The 14,567-nt window shown below is 72.5% G+C and carries 14 protein-coding genes; 4 read left to right on the top strand and 10 right to left on the bottom strand.

Annotated features, from left to right (window positions below; translation table 11 throughout):
- Nucleotides 1–525 (bottom strand): hypothetical protein (locus tag ACFVFH_RS08040; RefSeq protein ID WP_383764975.1); only part of this gene is annotated, 525 nt, incomplete at its 3' end.
- A 332-nt stretch (nucleotides 526–857) separates the two neighbouring features.
- On the opposite strand from ACFVFH_RS08040, the gene ACFVFH_RS08035 reads away from it, so the two are divergent.
- The 4 genes from ACFVFH_RS08035 (at nucleotide 858) to ACFVFH_RS08020 (ending at nucleotide 5,939) form a co-directional block, all read left to right on the top strand.
- Nucleotides 858–1,592: a class F sortase gene (locus ACFVFH_RS08035; protein ID WP_383764973.1), complete on the top strand. Its 735-nt coding sequence runs from the start codon at nucleotides 858–860 to the stop codon at nucleotides 1,590–1,592.
- A gap of 118 nt (nucleotides 1,593–1,710) precedes the next feature.
- Entirely contained in the window at nucleotides 1,711–3,201 is a 1,491-nt protein-coding gene (locus tag ACFVFH_RS08030; RefSeq protein ID WP_383764970.1) for a VCBS repeat-containing protein, read from the top strand.
- 250 nt (nucleotides 3,202–3,451) lie between these two features.
- Nucleotides 3,452–5,239, top strand: coding sequence for a coagulation factor 5/8 type domain-containing protein (locus ACFVFH_RS08025; RefSeq protein WP_383764967.1), 1,788 nt, complete (start codon nucleotides 3,452–3,454; stop codon nucleotides 5,237–5,239).
- 91 nt (nucleotides 5,240–5,330) lie between these two features.
- On the top strand, nucleotides 5,331–5,939 hold the full coding sequence (locus tag ACFVFH_RS08020; protein WP_383764964.1) for a TetR/AcrR family transcriptional regulator: 609 nt from the start codon (nucleotides 5,331–5,333) through the stop codon (nucleotides 5,937–5,939).
- A 25-nt stretch (nucleotides 5,940–5,964) separates the two neighbouring features.
- Here ACFVFH_RS08020 and ACFVFH_RS08015 read toward each other — a convergent pair whose 3' ends face one another.
- The 9 genes from ACFVFH_RS08015 to ACFVFH_RS07975 all read right to left on the bottom strand — a co-directional run bounded on the left by ACFVFH_RS08015 (nucleotide 5,965) and on the right by ACFVFH_RS07975 (nucleotide 14,430).
- The gene (locus ACFVFH_RS08015) at nucleotides 5,965–6,729 is read right to left on the bottom strand and encodes an SDR family NAD(P)-dependent oxidoreductase (protein ID WP_383764961.1); all 765 of its coding nucleotides are present in this window, start codon (nucleotides 6,727–6,729) and stop codon (nucleotides 5,965–5,967) included.
- 184 nt (nucleotides 6,730–6,913) lie between these two features.
- Entirely contained in the window at nucleotides 6,914–7,525 is a 612-nt protein-coding gene (locus ACFVFH_RS08010) for a response regulator transcription factor (RefSeq protein WP_383764958.1), read from the bottom strand.
- The gene (locus ACFVFH_RS08005; RefSeq protein ID WP_383764955.1) at nucleotides 7,522–8,712 is read right to left on the bottom strand and encodes a sensor histidine kinase; all 1,191 of its coding nucleotides are present in this window, start codon (nucleotides 8,710–8,712) and stop codon (nucleotides 7,522–7,524) included. The genes ACFVFH_RS08010 and ACFVFH_RS08005 overlap by 4 nt, the downstream gene beginning before the upstream one ends.
- On the bottom strand, nucleotides 8,709–9,449 hold the full coding sequence (locus tag ACFVFH_RS08000) for an ABC transporter permease (protein WP_383764952.1): 741 nt from the start codon (nucleotides 9,447–9,449) through the stop codon (nucleotides 8,709–8,711). Before ACFVFH_RS08000 ends, ACFVFH_RS08005 begins: the two co-directional genes overlap by 4 nt.
- On the bottom strand, nucleotides 9,446–10,381 hold the full coding sequence (locus ACFVFH_RS07995) for an ABC transporter ATP-binding protein (protein ID WP_383764949.1): 936 nt from the start codon (nucleotides 10,379–10,381) through the stop codon (nucleotides 9,446–9,448). Before ACFVFH_RS07995 ends, ACFVFH_RS08000 begins: the two co-directional genes overlap by 4 nt.
- 176 nt (nucleotides 10,382–10,557) lie before the next feature.
- Nucleotides 10,558–12,408, bottom strand: a complete 1,851-nt coding sequence (locus ACFVFH_RS07990; protein WP_383764946.1) for a hypothetical protein — start codon at nucleotides 12,406–12,408, stop codon at nucleotides 10,558–10,560.
- A gap of 418 nt (nucleotides 12,409–12,826) precedes the next feature.
- The gene (locus tag ACFVFH_RS07985; RefSeq protein ID WP_383764943.1) at nucleotides 12,827–13,273 is read right to left on the bottom strand and encodes a DUF6113 family protein; all 447 of its coding nucleotides are present in this window, start codon (nucleotides 13,271–13,273) and stop codon (nucleotides 12,827–12,829) included.
- A complete protein-coding gene (mshB, locus tag ACFVFH_RS07980; protein ID WP_383764940.1) occupies nucleotides 13,270–14,169 on the bottom strand; it encodes an N-acetyl-1-D-myo-inositol-2-amino-2-deoxy-alpha-D-glucopyranoside deacetylase in 900 nt (299 codons plus the stop codon). Before mshB ends, ACFVFH_RS07985 begins: the two co-directional genes overlap by 4 nt.
- A 66-nt stretch (nucleotides 14,170–14,235) precedes the next feature.
- Nucleotides 14,236–14,430 carry a hypothetical protein gene (locus ACFVFH_RS07975; RefSeq protein WP_093550068.1) on the bottom strand — a complete coding sequence of 65 codons (195 nt, stop codon included), beginning with the start codon at nucleotides 14,428–14,430 and terminating at the stop codon, nucleotides 14,236–14,238.
- Nucleotides 14,431–14,567: the final 137 nt, after the last annotated feature.

Raw genomic sequence — 14,567 nt, 5'->3', positions numbered from 1 at the left:
ATGGCTCGCGTCGTCACCGGCGAGAACGGCCCCAGCGACGAAGGCGACCGCGGCGGCGACCGTGGTGGCGACCGCGGTGGACGCGGTGGCGACCGTGGTGGACGCGGCGGCGACCGCGGCCACGACCGCGGCCGCGGCCACGAGGGCCCGCGCGGCGGCGTCCACACCGGCGGCGGCTTCATGGCTCGCGTCGTCACCGGCGAGAACGGCCCCAGCGACGAAGGCGACCGCGGCGGCGACCGTGGTGGCGACCGCGGTGGACGCGGTGGCGACCGCGGTGGACGCGGCGGCGACCGCGGCCACGACCGCGGCCGCGGCCACGAGGGCCCGCGCGGCGGTATCCACACCGGCGGCGGCTTCATGGCCTCCGTCATCACCGGTGAGAACGGCCCCAGCGACGAAGGCGACCGCGGTGGGGACCGTGGCGGTGACCGCGGTGGTTATGGCGACCGCGGTGGAGACCGTGGCGGCGACCGCGGCGGCCGCGGCGGCCGCGAGGGTGGCCGCCCCCACGGTGGCGTGCACACCGGTGGCGGCGGCATGGCGATGACCGGTGGCGGTCTGGCCGCCGGCTCGGCGCTGCTGCTCGGCGGTGTCGGCGTCGGCGCGTACAAGCTGCGCCGCCGCCAGTCGACGGGTGGCGCGATGGCCTGACCGGGCCGAACCGCCGGCCGGTCGTTTCGTTGTCGCGGCCGCCGCCCTTCGGGGCGGCGGTCGCGGCGGCTGCGTTTCCTCCCCGGATAAGCCCCGGATAAGCCCTGGCGGCCGGAGCGGGGAGGTCCCGGACGGAACCCGGCCCCGCCGCACTCCCCTCTCCACCCCTCCCGCGACACCGCGCAACCGAAAGGCACGTTCCCATGGCCGCCCCGCAGTCGCCCGGCTCCTCCCCCACCCGGGCCGCCCCCCGATCCACACTGGGCCGCGCCCTGATGTGGCCCGCCGTGACAGCCACGCTCGGCATGGTCCTCATCTACAACTCCTTCGGCACCTCGATCGACGAGAAGCCCCCGGCCGCGCGCGCCGCCATCTCGTCCGCCGCCCCCGAGGTCGCCGGTTCCCATGCGGCCCCCGCCCCCGGGCCCGCCCCCGTCAAGTCCTCGGAGGCCGCCGCCGACGGCCCCTCGATGTCGCGTTCCGTTCCGACGCGGCTCCAGATCCCGGGCATCGGCGTGGACGCGCCGTTCACCGATCTCTCCCTCGGCGCCACCGGTCAGCTGGAGGCGCCGCCCCCGGACGACACCAACCTGGTCGGCTGGTACAAGGACGGTGCCAGCCCCGGCGAGCGCGGTGCCGCGATCGTGGCGGGTCACGTCGACACGAAGACCGGACCCGCCGTGTTCCTGCAACTGTCGTCCGTACAGCCCGGATCGGAGGTCGACATCACCCGCGAGGACGGCTCGATCGCCACGTTCGAGGTCGACTCCGTCGAGCAGTTCAGCAAGGCGGACTTCCCGGACGACCTGGTCTACGCCGACACCTCGTCCGCCCAGTTGCGCCTGATCACCTGTGGCGGCGCCTACAACAAGACCGTGAAGGACTACGAGGACAACGTCGTGGTCTTCGCCCACCTCGACTCCTACAGCAAGGGCTGACCGCCGACAGCCGACGGTGCGGCACAACCATCCACCGGACCGCGAGGTCGAACGGGGCAGTACGGAATCCCCTTCCGTACTGCCCCGACTGCCGTACCGAGCAACGGAGTTGACCTACGTGACCGTCCTCACCCCCCACCGCCGCCTGGCGATCGCCGTCGGCCTCGCCCTGCTGACCGGGGCCGTCGCGGCACCCGCCGCCCCGGCCGCGCAGCCGCCCGCCGCCACCGCGAAGGCACCGAGCGGCAAGCGGCTGCACGACGACTTCAACGGCGACGGCTACCCCGACGTGGCCGTGGGCGCCCCGATGGCCGTCCTCGGCGACCCGGACGGCGGAGCGGGCGCCGTGAGCGTCCTCTTCGGCGGCCCCGACGGGCTGTCCGCCGCCCACAAGCAGGTGCTGACCTGGCCGGACCGTCCGGGCATCACCTACCCCGGAGACGCCCGCTACGGCACGGACCTGCGCAGCGCCGACCTGGACGGCGACGGGTACGCGGACCTCGTCAGCCGTCTTCGGGCGTACCGGACCGACGGGGACGCGGGCACGGTGCTGAGCGTCAACTGGGGCGGCCCGTCCGGACTTTCGGTGAACGCCACGCTCGTGGAGCCCGTCCCCGGCGACCAGACGGACGGCACCGGCGACCTGGACGTCGGGGACGTCGACGGGGACGGCGCCGCCGATATCGCGGTGGGCGACACGCGGCGCGGCGGCCATGTGCTGCACGGCCCGTTCGACCGTACCGGCCGGTGGAGCGGGGTCGGTTCGTTCTCGGTCGACGGCACGGACGTGCTGGACACCTCGGAGATCGCCGTCGGTGACGTGACCGGTGACGGCGTGGGCGATCTGGTGGTCCTCGGCTTCGGTCCGGACGACCCGTGGCAGCAGCACACATACCTGTTCGAGGGCGGCCGTACCGGTTTCGCCGCCCCGGTCGAGATCAAGGACGCGGCCGGCGCCGGGGTCGGCGGCACCGCCGTGGGCATCGCGGACCTGGACAAGGACGGCCACGGGGACATCGTCATCGGGCGCGGTGACGAATGGGCGCAGGCGGACACCCCGGTGAAGAAGGGCGGTGCGCTCTTCATCGCGTACGGCGGCCCGAAGGGGCAGAGCACCACGCGCCGGCCCGTCTGGATCAACCAGGACACCGAGGGCGTCTCGGGCACGGCGGAGTTCCACGACCGGATGGGCCACAGCCTGGCGCTGGGCGACACGGACGGCGACGGCTACCCCGACATCGCCACCGGCCTGCCGGGCGAGAAGATCAACGGCATCGCCGAGGCCGGCCGGGTCCTGGTGCTCAAGGGCGGACCGAACGGCGTGAGCGGCGCGGGCTCCAAGGAGTTCGGCCAGTACACGGCCGGGGTTCCGGGCGCCGCCGAAGCGGGCGACCAGTTCGGCGAGGCCCTCGCCCTGGGCGACCACGACGGCAGGGGCCGCACGGAGATGGTGGTCGGCGACCCGTCGGAGAACGACAGCAGGGGCGCCCTGTGGATCTTCCCCACGGATGCCACCGGCATCGTCGCGCAGGGGTCCGTCTCGTTCGGCGCGGCCACGATCGGCGCCCCGGCCGGACCGTCCCGCTTCGCAGAGGCGCTGACGGGCTGACGGGCCGACCGCGCGCCCATCAAATTCCTGAAACCACCACCCCGGCGAACTGACCCCAGAACGGGTCAATTGCCTTTCTCCTGACGTTAGTTGTTGCGCATACGGCGATCCGGGCCGACCGCCGGTGCACACCTCTTGACGATCCGCGCGCGGCGGCGGAACCATCGGAACCCGTTGGGAGAGCGCTCTCAGAGCGCTCTCCCCGCTGTTCGTCGTGTACTCGGAACCACGACTCAGGAGAAGTGTTCTCATGCATGCTCCCCCCACAGCACCTCCACGCCGCCGGGCCCGTGTCCTCGGGCTCGCCGCTCTCGCCGCCGCCGCGCTGCTGGTCGCCGCGCTCCCGACCGCCTCGGCGGCCCCGGCCCCCCACGGCCAGGGCACCCGGGCGGTGGTCGGCGGCGGCGACCTGGGCCCCAACGTCATGGTCTTCGACCCCACCACCCCCGACATCCAGGGCAAGGTCGACGAGGTCTTCCGGAAGCAGGAGTCCGCGCAGTTCGGCGACGGCCGCTACGCGCTGTTCTTCAAGCCCGGCACGTACGACGGCATCAACGCGCAGATCGGCTTCTACACCTCGATCGCCGGGCTGGGGCTGAGCCCGGACGACACCACGTTCAACGGCGACGTGACGGTCGACGCCGGGTGGTTCGGCGGGAACGCGACCCAGAACTTCTGGCGCTCGGCGGAGAACCTGGCCCTCAACCCGGTGAACGGCACCGACCGCTGGGCCGTCGCCCAGGCGGCGCCGTTCCGCCGGATGCATGTGAAGGGCGGGCTGAACCTCGCACCCGCCGGATACGGCTGGGCGAGCGGCGGCTACATCGCCGACAGCAGGATCGACGGCCAGGTCGCACCGTACTCGCAGCAGCAGTGGTACACCCGGGACAGCTCGGTCGGCGGCTGGAACAACGCGGTGTGGAACATGACGTTCTCCGGCGTCGAGGGCGCGCCCGCGCAGAGCTTCCCGGAACCCCCGTACACCACGCTGGACACCACCCCCGTCTCGCGCGAGAAGCCGTTCCTCTACCTCGACGGCGACGCGTACAAGGTGTTCGTCCCCGCCAAGCGCACCGATGCGCGCGGCACGTCGTGGGGCCATGGCGCACCGCAGGGCGAGTCGCTGCCGCTGGACCGGTTCTACGTCGTGAAGCCCGGCGCGAGCGCCGAGACCATCAACGCGGCGGTCCAGCAGGGCCTGCACCTGCTCTTCACGCCCGGTGTCTACCACGTCGACCGGCCCATCGAGATCGACCGCGTCGGCACGGTCGTACTCGGCCTGGGGCTGGCGACGATCGTCCCGGACAACGGGGTCACCGCTCTCAAGGTCGGTGACGTGGACGGCGTGAGGCTGGCCGGTCTGCTCGTCGACGCCGGTCCGGTCAACTCGGACACGCTGATCGAGATCGGCCCCGAGGGGTCGTCCGCCTCGCACGCCGCCGACCCGACCTCGCTCCAGGACGTGTTCGTGCGCATCGGCGGCGCCGGACCCGGCAGGGCGACCACCGGTCTCGTCGTCAACAGCGACGACACGCTCATCGACCACACGTGGCTCTGGCGCGCGGACCACGGGGACGGCGTCGGCTGGGAGACCAACCGGGCCGACTACGGCCTCCGGGTCAACGGTGACAACGTCCTGGCGACCGGCCTGTTCGTCGAACACTTCAACAAGTACGACGTGGAGTGGGCGGGCGAGAACGGCCGGACGATCTTCTTCCAGAACGAGAAGGCGTACGACGCCCCGAACCAGGGGGCCATCCAGAACGGCAGCACCAAGGGCTTCGCGGCCTACAAGGTCGACGACTCCGTCACCACCCACGAGGGCTGGGGGCTGGGCAGCTACTGCTTCTTCGACGTCGACCCGACGATCCGCCAGGACCACGGCTTCCAGGCACCGGTGAAGCCGGGCGTGCGGTTCCACGACCTGCTGGTGGTCTCGCTCGGCGGCAAGGGCCAGTACGAACACGTCATCAATGACACCGGCTCCCCCACCTCGGGGTCGGACACCGTTCCGTCGAAGGTGGTGTCGTTCCCGTAGCTCCGGGAGCGCGTACGGACGGGGCCCGGTCGTCGCGACGGCCGGGCCCCGGCTACGGTGGACCGCGCAGTCCATTCCGAGGAGGCGGATCGTGCGCGGGGAGCTGACGGCCAAGGGGAAGGCGACGCGGCGCCGGATCGTCGAGGGCGCCGCGGAGGTGCTGCGGGAGAGGGGCGTCGCCTCGGCCACGCTGGACGACGTCATGGCGCGGACCAGCACCAGCAAGAGCCAGCTGTTCCACTACTTCCCGGACGGCAAGGACGAACTGCTCCTCGCCGTCGCCCGGTTCGAGGCGGACCGCGTCCTGGCGGACCAGCAGCCGTATCTGAGCCACCTGGACTCGTGGGAGGCCTGGGAGCAGTGGCGGGACGTGGTGGTCGAGCGCTACGAGGCCCAGGGGGACGAGTGCCCGCTGGGGTCCCTGTTCTCCCAGGTCGGGCGCTCGACCCCCGGCGCGCGGGCGATCGTGATCGAGCTGATGCGCCGCTGGCAGGAGAGCCTGGCGTCGGGAATCCGGTCCCTCCGGGCGGCCGGCCTGCTTCCCGGCGGGCTCGACGCCGACGCCAGGGCCGCCGCGCTGCTGGCCGGGATTCAGGGCGGGGTGTCGATCCTGCTGTCGACGGGGCGGTCCACCCATCTGCGCGCCGCCCTCGATCTGGGGATCGCGGACCTGCGCCGAGCGGGCGAGGCGGCTTCGTGACGGACGACAGCGACGGCGCCCCGTGTCACCCGGCGATGACTGCGGTGGCGGTGCGGCCGCCGTCCACGTCGAGCGTGATGCCGTGCACGAAGGCCGATTCGTCACCGGCCAGGTAGACGGCGGCGTTCGCGATGGCGTCGGGGGTTCCCATCCGGCCCGCGGGGGTCCCCTTCATCATGACCTCGGCGGGATGGACCTCCCCGGGCACGGGCGCGAGCACGACGCCCGGCGAGATCGCGTTCACCCGCACGCCCCGGGGCCCGAACTCCGCCGCCCAGGCCCGGGTCAGGGTTTCCATGGCCCCCTTGGTGGAGCTGTAGAGGGCTCCCACCGGAACGCCCAGGCGCGCGATCCAGGAACCCAGGTTGACGACCGCCCCGCCACCGGCCTCCACCATGGCGGGCGCTACGGCGGCGGTGAGGAAGAACGGGGCCTTCACATTGACCGCGTAGACCTCGTCGAAGGTCTTCTCGTCGGTGTCCGCCGTGGTGTCGCCGGGGTAGATGCCCGCGTTGTTGACCAGGACGTCGATACGGCCGCCGAGCACCCGCGTCGCCTCCCGGGCCAGGGCCTGCGAGGCGGCGGCGCTGCCGTCCAGACCGGCCCGCACGAAGTCGGCGCGACCGCCGAGGGCGCGGATGCCGTCGACGACCTCCCGGCCGCGCTCCGCACTGCGTCCCGAGACGACGACATGGGCCCCCTCGGCGGCGAACGCCTCCGCGATGGCCCGTCCGATATTGCTGGTCGCTCCGGTCACCAGAGCGGTCTTGCCCTCCAGGCGCATTGACATGGTCCACTCCATCGCTCGGTTCTCCATCAGGAACCCGCACGCCCGGACCGCGTACCGCGTCCGACCGGTCGGGGCCCCGGAGCACCGGGGCGAGTGCCACTGTGCGACGACAAAAATGGACCTGCAAGTCCAGAAACTGCGGCGCCGCCGCGTCGTGGGGGGGGCGGCGAGCGGTCCGGATCGGCTACAGCCAGCCCTTCTCCCGCGCGATGCGGACCGCCTCCGCGCGGTTGCGGGCCGCCAGCTTCTGGATGGCCGTGGAGAGGTAGTTGCGGACCGTGCCCTGGGAGAGGTGGAGCGCGGCGGCGATCTCCGCGTTGGTGGAGCCGTCCGCCGCCGTGCGCAGCACATCGCGTTCGCGGTCGGTGAGGGGGCTCGCCCCCTCGGCCAGGGCCGCCGCCGCGAGGGTGGGGTCGATGACCCGTTCTCCGGCGAGCACCTTCCGTACCGCTTCGGCCAGTTGGGAGGCCGGTGCGTCCTTCACCAGGAAGGCGTCCGCGCCCGACTCCATGGCCCGGCGCAGATAGCCGGGGCGGCCGAAGGTGGTGACGACGACGACCTTCACCGCGGGGAGTTCGCGGCGCAGGACGGCCGCCGCCTCGATGCCCGTCATGCCCGGCATCTCGATGTCCAGGAGCGCCACGTCGACGTCGTGCGCGTGAGCGGCCGCCACCACCTCGTCACCGCGGGCGACCTGGGCCACCACCTCGATGTCGGGTTCCAGGCCGAGCAGGGCCGCGAGGGCCTCGCGCACCATGGACTGGTCCTCGGCCAGGAGAAGTCTGATCATGCTCATTCCGTGGATCCTAGGCCGGAATCGAGCGGAACGGTCAGGGTCAGCGTGAAGCCCTTGCCGGAGCCGAAGCCGGAAGCGGCCCGGCCCGCCGCGGTGACCAGGGTGCCGTCGACCGCGGCGAGGCGTTCGCCGATGCCGGTGAGGCCGTTGCCCGGCTTCGAGCCCGAGGGGCCGACCCCGTCGTCGCGGACGGTGAGTTCGAGGACCCTGCCGTCCAGGGTCTGGCGCGGGACGAGGGTGACCGTGCAGCGCCGTGCCCCGCTGTGGCGTACGACGTTGGTGACCGCCTCCCGCAGCGCCCAGGCGAGCACCTCCTCCGGCTTCTCGGGCAGGTCCTCGGGGGCCTCGGCCGGTACGTCGGCGCTGATGCCCGCGGCGGCCAGGGCCGTGCGGGCGCCCGCGAGTTCGCCGGGGAGGGTCGGGCGGCGGTAGCCGGTGACCGCGCTCCGTACGTCGATCAGGGCCTGGCGGCTCACCTGTTCGATGTCCGCGACCTGGGCCGCCGCCTGTTCCGGGTGGTCGGGGAGCATCCGGCCGGCCAGCTCGCTCTTGAGCGTGATCAGGGAGAGCGAGTGGCCGAGGAGGTCGTGCAGATCGCGGGCGAGCCGGAGCCGTTCCTCGTTGGCGGCGAGCTGGGCGACGGTCGCGCGGGCCTCGCGCAGCTCGATGGTGGTGCGGATCAGCTGCCGTACGCCGGTCATCGAGAAGCCGCCGAGCAGCGCCGGGAAGACCAGGGCGGTGATGACCTCGCGGGGGTGGTCCCCGGCCAGGCCGATGCCGACCAGGACGGCCGTCACGACGGGGATGAGCCAACGGGACGTCCTGGCCGGCAGGGTCGCACCGACCGAGACCGCCACGTACACGAAGAGGACCAGCCAGGAGGTGCCGAGCGTCAGGGTGAGGACGGTGGCGAGGACGCCGAGGAAGGCGATCGTGGAGTGGACGAGACGGCGGTCGAGGGGCTTGGACGTGTGGCGGAAGACCAGGAGCAGATAGACCCCGACGAAGGTCAGCAGGCCCAGCGCGCCGAGCGCCGTCGCCCAGTCGGTGTGGTTGCCGTCGGCCAGGTCCTTGACCGGTGCGCCCATGAACGCGAGCCAGATGCCGATCCAGAGCAGCTTGATCCAGAACTGCTTGCGGTTCGTGGGCGGGCGTCCGATGCCCACGGACGTCTCGTCGTCGTTCACGCCTTCAGGGTGTCCTTCCGGTAGAGCCAGGCCGCGCCGCCCGCGAAGACCGCGAAGTAGGCGCAGAGCAGGACCACGTCCCTGGCGTGCGGCGAACCGCCCATCTCGATCGCCTGGCCGAGAGAAGCGTACGCGTGGGTGGGCAGCCACTCGGAGATGTTCTGGAGCCACTGCGGGAAGGTCGCGCTGGGCATCCAGAGACCGCCGAGGATGGAGAGCCCGAAGTAGATGATCATGGTGAGCGGGCGGACCGCGTCCCCGCTGGCGAGATAGCCGATGGCGACCCCGAGCGCGGCGAACACCAGCGAGCCGGCCCAGATGACCCCGGCCAGCGCGAACCACTGCCAGGGCTCCACCCGTACGTGCTTGACGGCGGCGGCGACCAGGAAGACCACCACGATGCAGGGCAGGGTGACGATCGCCGCACTGGCGATCTTCGCGAGGACGTAGCCGCGGCCGGGCAGCGCGGTGAGCCGCAGCTGGCGGACCCAGCCCTTCTCGCGCTCCTTGGCTATGCGTTCGCTGTTGCCCATGAGGACGGCGGTCAGCGCGCCGAAGGAGGCCATCGAGACCATGAAGAAGGCCTGGAAGGTGAGATCGCTGTGCGGGATCCGGTCGGAGGTGTTCTGGGTGTTGGAGATCAGCAGATAGATCACCGACGGATAGATGACCGAGAAGAACATGAACTTCTTGTTCCGCAGGGTACGGGTCACTTCGAGCCTGATGAGCGTCTTCATGCGGTCCTGGCCTCCTCGGCCTCGGTGATGGCGACGAAGGCCTGTTCCAGGCCGAGTCCGGAGACTTCGAGGGCGCGCGGGTAGAGGCCGAGCCCGTAGACGGCGTGGACGGTCGCGTCGGCGTCGTGGGACTGGATCCGGATCCGGTTGCCGCTGATGTCGAGCGCGGCGAGGAACGGCAGGCCGCGCAGGGCCGATTCGTCGACCGGGCCCGCCAGCTCGAAGGAGATCCGCCGGGCCCCCGCCTTCGCCTTGATCTCGGCGGCGGTGCCGTCGGCGAGCAGCCGGCCCTTGTGCAGGACCAGGACGCGGTCGGCGATCGCGTCGGCCTCTTCGAGGTAGTGGGTGGCGAACAGGACGGTGCGGCCCTGGTCGGCCTGCTCGCGCATGGTGGCCCAGAAGGCCTGGCGGGCGGTGACGTCCATGCCGGTGGTCGGTTCGTCCAGGATGATGAGGTCGTTGGCGCCCGCGGTGGCCAGGGCGAAACGGACGCGTTGTTCCTGGCCGCCGGAGAGCTTGTTGACCATCCGGTCGGCGATCTGTGTGATGCCCGCGCGGGCGAGCACCTCCGTCACCGGGTAGGGCCTGGGGTGCAGATCGCAGGCGAGGCCGACCAGTTCCTCGACCGTGACGTCCTCCATCAGTCCGCCGGTCTGGAGCATCGCGCCGACGCGGCCCGTCGCGATGGCGTCCTGCGGGGTCGTGCCGAAGACCTGGATCGTGCCGGAGTCGGCGGTGCGCAGGCCCAGCAGCAGATCGAGGGTGGAGGACTTCCCGGCGCCGTTGGGGCCGAGGAGCGCCACGGTCTCGCCGGGGTGCAGTCGGAGGGTGAGCCCGTCGACGGCGCGTACGGCTCCGTATGCCTTGCTGACCTGTTCGAAGCGGACCGCGGCGGTCTTCGCTCCGCCGGCCTCGGCGGTTGTTGTCGTCATGCCTCCAGCGTGGCGGAGGACGGGTGCGCTCCGGCAGGGCCGCGGATCGTGGAAACGGGATGACAGATGTCATGCCGGATGTATGAAAGCGGCTGCCGGGGAGGGCGGTGCCCGGAGACGGCGCCGCCCCCGGCCGGGGGTCCGGTCGGGGGCGGGCGGTGTGTCCTGGCGGGCGGTCAGCCGCTGCCGTCGAGGCTGATGACGGTGGTCCGCTCGGCCGGAGTCTTCCCGAGCAGTGCGGTCTGCATGGCCTGGGCCACGTCGTCCGCGCCGAGCTGGTGCTTCTTGCCGTCACCCTTGGTGATCATGATGCCGTCGAAGACACCGTCGCAGAGGGTCTCGATGGCCTTCTTGTCGTAGTGCTCGACCAGCCGGCCGTCGACCGGCACCATCGACAGGATCTGCGGCAGCGACCTGGCCGGGCCGAACTGGATCTGCTTGGCCCCCGCCTTGATGGTGATCAGACCGGACATCGCGGGCTTCGCGAACTCCTTCATCGCCCGGTCGATCTCGGCCTGGCCGATGGTGGGTTCGCGGGTGGTGACGGGCAGCTGGACGACCTTCGAGCGGCCGGTCTGCACCTGGGCGCGGTACGCGTCGCGGACCGAGGTCATCGACTGGTTGACGTCCAGCGCCTTGCCGGACTTCCCCGGTACGGCGACGGCCTTGCCCGGCTCGAACTTGATCGTGCCGTCGTTGGCCGAGCCGGAGACGCCCGCCAGGTCGGTCAGCGCGACGCCGAGCTTCTCCTCGTCGACCGGGATCACCGGGTCGACGGTGCGCTTGCCGCCGAACAGGGAGCCGATGACGGAGACCGGGTTGTAGTCGCTGCCCGCCGCCGCGCGCACGGTCGCCTGGCTGTCCAGGGCGAGCCCGGCCTTGTCCGGGGCGAGCTGGGTCTTCTTGCCGTCCACGGACAGCTGGAGGGGGGCCACGGAGCGCTTGCCGAGGGCCGCGTCCAGCTTGGTGACGCCCTCGTCCTTCGTGCCGCCGCCGATGTCGACGCCGAGGACGGTGGTGCCCTTGGGGACGTCGGAGTGGTTCATCAGCAGTCCGGCGCCGTACGCGATGCCGACCAGCACGACGACACCGGCGCCGAGGAGGACCAGCTTGGAGCGGCCCTTCTTCTTCACGGGCGCGGGGGCCGGTTCGCTGCGCGGGGCGGGGGCCGCGGCGGAAGCGCCGGGGCCTGCCGGTCCGGTGCCCATCGGGTCGCCCGGGAGCCGCGACGCCGGGTCGCTGCCGCCGCCCGCGGGCGCCCCGGGGCGGGGACCGTTCGGGAACGCGGACGCCGCCCGCCGCTCCGGCGGGACGACGGGGATGCCGCTGGTGAGCGTGTCACCGGAGACGTTGCCGCCGGGCGCGGGGGCCGCGAACTGCGGTGTCAGCACCGCCGTGTCGTCGGACAGCCGGGGCACCGGGCCACCGGCCCCCTTGGCACCGGAGGGACCGCCCGGCGCCACCGGTCCGGGGCCGGAGCCCAGCGGCCCCGAGCCCATCGGCCCGGAACCCATCGGTCCGGAGCCGGGGCCGCCCGCTCCGCCGAGGTCCGGCGTCAGGGGCGAAGTGCCGGTGGCCGGGCCCGTGGTGGGTCCGGCGGGGCCGGGGGTGCGGATGCCGAGGTCCGGCGTGGGGCGCGGGCCGCCGGAGGCGGATCCGCCGAAGTCGTCGGAGCGGGGGGCGCCCTGGTCGCCCGTGCGCTGCGGGCCGTCCGAGAAGTACGGCAGGTCGGCGCGGGGCGGTGCGCCCTCGGCGCCCCGGACGCCGTCCGCGCCACCGGCCGTACCGCCGCCCGCGACCGAGGTGTTCGTGGGGGCCTTGCGCGGGGCGAACCAGTCGCTGCCGCTCTTCTCCCTGGCCGGCTTGTCGGCGGCCGGTTCCGCGCCGACGGCACCGGTCCGGGCCTCGGCGGCCGGGGCGGTGTCGGACCCGGCCGGAGCGCCGTCCGCCGCGGGCGAGCCGGGGCGCGGGATGCTGCCCGTGCGCTCGGCGTCGGCGGCGTCGGTGTCACCCACGGGCGTGCGCATGACGACGGGCGGAATGGGCCGCGAGCCCGGGATGTTGATCCGGATGCGCGTCGTCAGCGTCGTCTCGGTCCTGGGCTCGTCGGACGGCGCCGGATCCGCGGGCTCCGGGGCCCCCTCCGGGGCGTCCTGCGAAGGGTGCAGCGACGGATACTGGCGGGATCCGTACGGCGGCGTCCCCGAGGGGTACGCGGCTCCTCCACGCCCCTGGGGTCCGGAGGACGAACTGTCAGTTTCACGACTCAAAGCAGGTTCTCCCGATTGGCTCCGCCGCCCGTACTTCCCCCATGCCGCAGGCCAGGGGACGGCTCGGCGCGCCAACCACCATACTGGCCGCCGCCGACGGACACCCCGCGACCGGGGGAAACGGCTGTGCGGCCACCGGACGGACACGGGGCATTACGGGATCGGACGTGGCACTTTACTTGCCGGGCCGGCCGCCGTGGGCGCCCGGTCGGGGCGCCCGCGACATGGTGGCACAGATCACAGCGACAGCCATCCCGCCCAGCAGGAAAAGGGTGAGGCCGAGTTCGTCGCCGAAGACATAGTCGCCTTCCGGGCGCCCGCCCAGGAGAACAACGATCGAAATCAGCCATCCTGCGGCGGGGGCCAGGGCGCCGAGCTGGGTGCCGAAGACGAGGCGTCCACCGTGGAAGAGCCCGGCGGCGGCCACCAGCGCGAGCAGCAGTCCGGCGGGGAACCAGGCGGCCTGGACGAGCGCCCCGGCGATCCCGACGAGTGCGCCGAGGACGGCGAGGCCCACGTAGGCGGCGATCCGCCCGGGGTTGAGCGGCGCGGCGAGGCCGGTGGCCGCACCGCCCCCGGAGGGCGCCGCGGGGCGCGGTGCCCTCTGCTTGTCGCCGCTCACCGCTCCGCCCCCGTGACGCCCGCGAACAGGTCGTCCTCCCGGGCCCCTGGAAGGGCTCCGGAGTCGCCGCGGACCAACTCGTAGTACTCGGTGGTGAAGACGGGCTGTCCGAGGTCGTTGGAGAGGGCGAAGAAGGGGCCGTCCACGGCGATCTGGGTGGCGTGCGCGCGCATCGCGGCGCCCTTGGCGGCGGCGTGGGCCGCGCCGTCGATCTGCGCGGTGATCCGGGCGTCGTCGACCACGCCCGGTACGTCGTCCAGCGCGGCGATGCCCGGGAAGGCGTCCGGGGCCGTCTCCCTCAGGCGGGCGAAGCCCGCCTCGGCGACCGTGCGCGGGACCCGGTTCCAGTAGATCTTGGCGACGGTGTGCGGGGCGCCGGACCCGGTGCGGTACGCGGGATCGGCGGCGAGGTCCGCGGCGCGCGTCGCGACGCGGTGCGCCTGGATGTGGTCGGGGTGTCCGTAGCCGCCGTCGGGGTCGTAGGTGACCAGGACCTGCGGGCGCACCGAGCGGATGACGTCCACGAGGTGTCCGGCGGCCTCGTCCACGTCCGCGGCCCAGAAGGCGCCGGGCCGGCGGTTCTGCTCGGCGCCCATCATCCCGGAGTCGCGGTACCGGCCGGGGCCGCCGAGGAACCGGTGGTCGGTGACCCCCAGCTCCTTCATCGCAGCGTCGAGCTCGCCCTGGCGGTAGGGGCCCAGGGTGTCGTCCCGGTCGGCGGCGAGATGGGCGAGGGAGTGCGGGATGACCTCGCCCTCCTCACCGAGTGTGCAGGTCACCAGGGTGACCTGGGCACCCTCGGCCGCGTACTTGGCCATGGTGGCGCCGTTGTTGATCGACTCGTCGTCGGGGTGCGCGTGCACCAGGAGGAGACGCCGGGCGGGAAGGTCCGTCATGGGTCCACCCTACGAGCCGGGCGCACCGATCTCCGCCCCGCGCACCTGTCGTCGACGGGCCGGGCCTCAGAACTTGAGGCTTCCGAGCATGCCGGCCACGTTCGAGGTCAGGTTCGAGATGCTCGGCGCGATCGACGAGCTGGCCAGATAGAAACCGAGCAGTGCGCAGACCACCGCATGTCCGCCTTTCAGTCCGGATTTCCGGATCAGCAGGAAGACGACGATCGCCAGCAGCACCACCGCCGAAATCGAGAGTGCCACGGCGGTTCACCTCCATCAGTACGGTCGGGACGGGCAGCACACATGGAGCCAGCAGGTTCATACCCACCGAGCGCTACGGATCATAACTATCCGTGGCAACGCATTGATCGGGGCACAGCAGCACGAGGGGCGCACGA

It is taken from the genome of Streptomyces sp. NPDC057697, assembly GCF_042799335.1.
Lineage (GTDB): Bacteria > Actinomycetota > Actinomycetes > Streptomycetales > Streptomycetaceae > Streptomyces.
The sequence above is the reverse complement of the archived record's forward strand: the minus strand, read 5'-3'. Positions and strand labels throughout refer to the sequence as shown.